Genomic DNA, 3412 nt, shown 5'->3' with positions numbered 1-3412 from the left:
CTGAAATGATCAAAACCATGGCAGAAAAACCAATGATTTTTGCCATGGCAAATCCTGAGCCTGAAATTTATCCCGAAGAAGCCAAAGCCGCAGGCGTTGCTCTTTTGGAAGTCAAAGACACTTTAAAAGCTTTGCAGGGCTTGGCTTTGCATCACAGGCTTAAACATAATATAAAGATAGCGGCCGTAACCGGTTCCAACGGCAAGAGCACCACGAAACAAATGCTTTTGGCGATTTGCCAGCGCGCCGGAAAGACCTGCAACACCAAAGGCAATTTCAACAATCAAATAGGCGTGCCGCTTTCCATTTTGGAAATTACCGAGGAAGACAAATACGGCGTTTTTGAACTCGGCGCGTCGCATAAAGGCGATATCGACGAAATAGCCTCAATAGTGCGCCCCGATGTCGCGATAATAACAAACGTTTCGCCGGCGCATTTGGAATTTTTCGGAGATATGGAAACGGTCTATCAGACAAAGACTGAAATTATAAATTCCATAAACTCTTACGGCACGCTTATATATAATAATGACGATTCCATGCTCCGCCGCTTAAAAACCCGGTATGACGGAAGAAGCCTCAGCTTCGGTTTTTCGGCCGACGCCGATTTAAGAATAATCCCGGGGGAGAAATTCTCTTTCGGCTATAAAGGCGCGATTTTTAAATCCGACATAGCTCTTGAAAAGCACAATCAGTTAAACGCGGCGGCCGCCTGCGCCGGGGCGATAGCTTTAGGCCTTTTTAAAGATCAAATAGAGCAAGGTTTGGCCCTTTATACGCCTATGCCTTTAAGGCTGGAAGTTTATAAAAAAGGCGCGTCCACTTTTATTTTGGACTGCTACAACGCCAATCCGGCTTCCGTAAGCAATGCTTTGGAGATTCTGGCCGAACGCTCCAAAACGGAAGGCCCTGCGGCGGTTGTGCTGGGCGATATGCGGGAGCTCGGCGCGCAGTCGGCGTTTTATCATAAGCTGATAGCGGAAAAAATAAAAGAACTCGGTTTTAGCGATATTTATTTGGCTGGGCCGGAAATGAAAGCCGCCTATGAAGCTTTAAAAAATTTCGGCGTAGAGGCCGAGTATGCGGAGGACAAAAACGCTTTGCTGCCCTCATTAAAAAAACGCGCCGAAAAGGGCGGGCTTATCTTGATGAAAGCCTCCCGCGCTTTAAATTTTGAAGAACTGTTCGAGCAAATATAAGGAGAATCCATGTTTTACTATTTATCGCATTTAAAGGAAAGTCTAAGCGTATTTAACGTTTTCAATTACATCACTTTCCGCTGCGGCGCGGCGGTGCTGACGGGGCTTCTTATCAGTTTGCTGATAGCCCCTGCGGTTATAAGGAAGCTTCGTTCTTATAAAATCGGTCAGGTGCAAAGGAAAGACGGCCCGCAGAGTCATCTTTCCAAAAACGGCACGCCGACAATGGGCGGAATAATAATAATAATAAGTTTGCTTTCATCCGTGCTTTTGTGGGCGCGCTTGGATAACCGCTTCGTATGGCTGCTTTTGGTTGTGTCCGTTCTGCTTTCTTTCGTCGGGATTTTGGACGATTACACAAAGCTCGTCAAAAAGAACCCCAACGGCGCGCCGAGCTGGGTTAAATTGGTCGTTCAGATTATAACCGCCGTAGCTGTTGTGGGCTATTTGGGCGCATATCCGCCCAATCCGCTTTACCCGTACGTGCTGACCGTTCCTTATTTCAACGGCGCTTTTATGCTGTCTTTGGGCGGTTTCTATTTGGTTTTTGCCATGCTTATGATAATAGGCTCTTCCAACGCCACCAATCTTACGGACGGTTTGGACGGTTTGGCGGCCGGCAGCGTTATTTTCTGCGCGTGCGCTTACGCCGTCTTCGCTTATTTGGCCGGCAATATCGGGTTTGCTTCTTATCTTAAGATAATTTACGTCGCCGGCGGCGGGGAAATAGCGGTGTTTCTTTCCGCTCTTATCGGCGCGTGTATGGGCTTTTTGTGGTATAACGCCTATCCGGCGCAGGTGTTTATGGGCGATACGAGTTCGCTTTTCCTGGGCGGCGTTATAGCCACGGCGGCCATTTGTATAAAACAGGAACTCGTTTTGCCTATCGCCGGAGGCATATTTGTAATGGAAACGCTTTCGGTAATCATACAAATGGGATATTTCCGCCTTACCGGCGGCAAAAGATTTTTTAAAATGGCGCCTTTGCATCATCATTTCGAACTGAAAGGCGTGGCGGAACCTAAGGTTATAGTCAGGTTTTGGATAGTTGGTATAGTGCTTATGCTGATGGCTTTGGCCTCGCTTAAGATAAGGTAATTTATGCCGGGAATATTTTTGGAAAAAACAAATCTCGCCAGGCGGCGCGGACCCGTAAAAAAGAAAAGCGTTTTTCTGCCGCTTGATAAGCAGCTGCTTTCTTTTACGGCGATAATGATTATCGCCGGGCTGATATTTACGTATTCTTCCAGCGCGTTTGATTCGATGTCGTACTTCAAAAGGCAGATTGTTTTTGACGTTTTCGGCGTTTGCGCGATGTTGTTTCTGTCGCAGTATTATTCCGCTTTGCAAAAAAAATTCAGTTCCGTTTGGATGCTGTTTGCGGCCTGGATTCTTTTGATTTGGGCTTTGCTTCAGCCGGCCGCCGCCAACGTGCACAGATGGATAAATTTGGGCGTGTTTAACATACAGCCTTCGGAAATCGCAAAAATGGTGCTGATAATTTATTTGGCGGCGTATTTGGCCAAACTGCCGGAAAAACGCCGGGATAATATGCTGCTTATAACGCCGCTTGTCTATACGCTTATAACGCTTGCACTTATCGTAGCCGGCAAGGACTTGGGCATCCCCGCCCTTATGACGGCCATAGCTTTTGCAATGTTTTTTATAGCTGGCGCGCCGGTTTCCAAGTTGATTTACGTTTTTATAGCGGCGGTGCCGATTGTGATTATAGAAATTTACCGCCACCCTTACAGGCTTAAAAGGATAGCCTCTTTCTTAAACCCGGAAGAAGCCGCCGGCTCAATAGGATATCAGCTGGTGCACTCTTTTTACGCCATAGGTTCAGGCGGGTGGTTCGGCAAAGGATTTGGCGGATCGGATTTAAAACTGGAATATCTGCCCGCGGCCCATACGGATTTCATCTTCGCCATTATGTGCGAGGAAGTCGGCATGATAGGCGTATTTATGATTTTGGCCGCGTTTTTATGGCTTTTGATTCACGGTATACGCCTTGCCGTCAACGCCAAGGACACTTTTAATTCTTATTTAATGGCCGGGATAACGCTTTGCATAACATTGCAGGCTTTCGTCAATATGTGCGTGGCTACGGGCATAGCCCCCACAAAAGGTTTGCCGCTGCCTTTCTTTTCTTACGGCGGATCTTCGGTGGTGGTTACGCTGGCTATGATGGGCATATTGATGAACTTGGCCGC

3 protein-coding genes are annotated in these 3412 nt (G+C 47.3%); all 3 read left to right on the top strand.

Translation table 11 applies throughout. The features are described from left to right. The coding region (gene murF / locus ACQY26_RS04165) for a UDP-N-acetylmuramoyl-tripeptide--D-alanyl-D-alanine ligase (RefSeq protein ID WP_428047855.1) at nt 1-1199 on the top strand (1199 nt) is incomplete at its 5' end. 9 nt (nt 1200-1208) lie between these two features. Further along, nucleotides 1209-2297 (top strand): phospho-N-acetylmuramoyl-pentapeptide-transferase, encoded by a 1089-nt coding sequence (gene mraY / locus ACQY26_RS04160; RefSeq protein WP_428047854.1) that lies wholly within the window; start codon nt 1209-1211, stop codon nt 2295-2297. Nucleotides 2298-2300: 3 nt separating this feature from the next. Beyond that, a partial coding sequence (locus ACQY26_RS04155; protein WP_428047852.1) for an FtsW/RodA/SpoVE family cell cycle protein occupies nt 2301-3412 on the top strand: 1112 nt, incomplete at its 3' end.

The sequence above is a fragment of the Candidatus Proelusimicrobium excrementi genome (assembly GCF_937881865.1).
Taxonomy (GTDB): domain Bacteria; phylum Elusimicrobiota; class Elusimicrobia; order Elusimicrobiales; family Elusimicrobiaceae; genus Proelusimicrobium; species Proelusimicrobium excrementi.
Note: the sequence above shows the minus strand (reverse complement) of the source record. Positions and strands in the feature narration are given on the sequence as shown.

Bases quoted from the DNA above. Each gene is read 5' to 3' on its own strand.
- mraY (WP_428047854.1), top strand. From the start codon at position 1,209: ATGTTTTACTATTTATCGCATTTAAAGGAAAGTCTAAGCGTATTTAAC.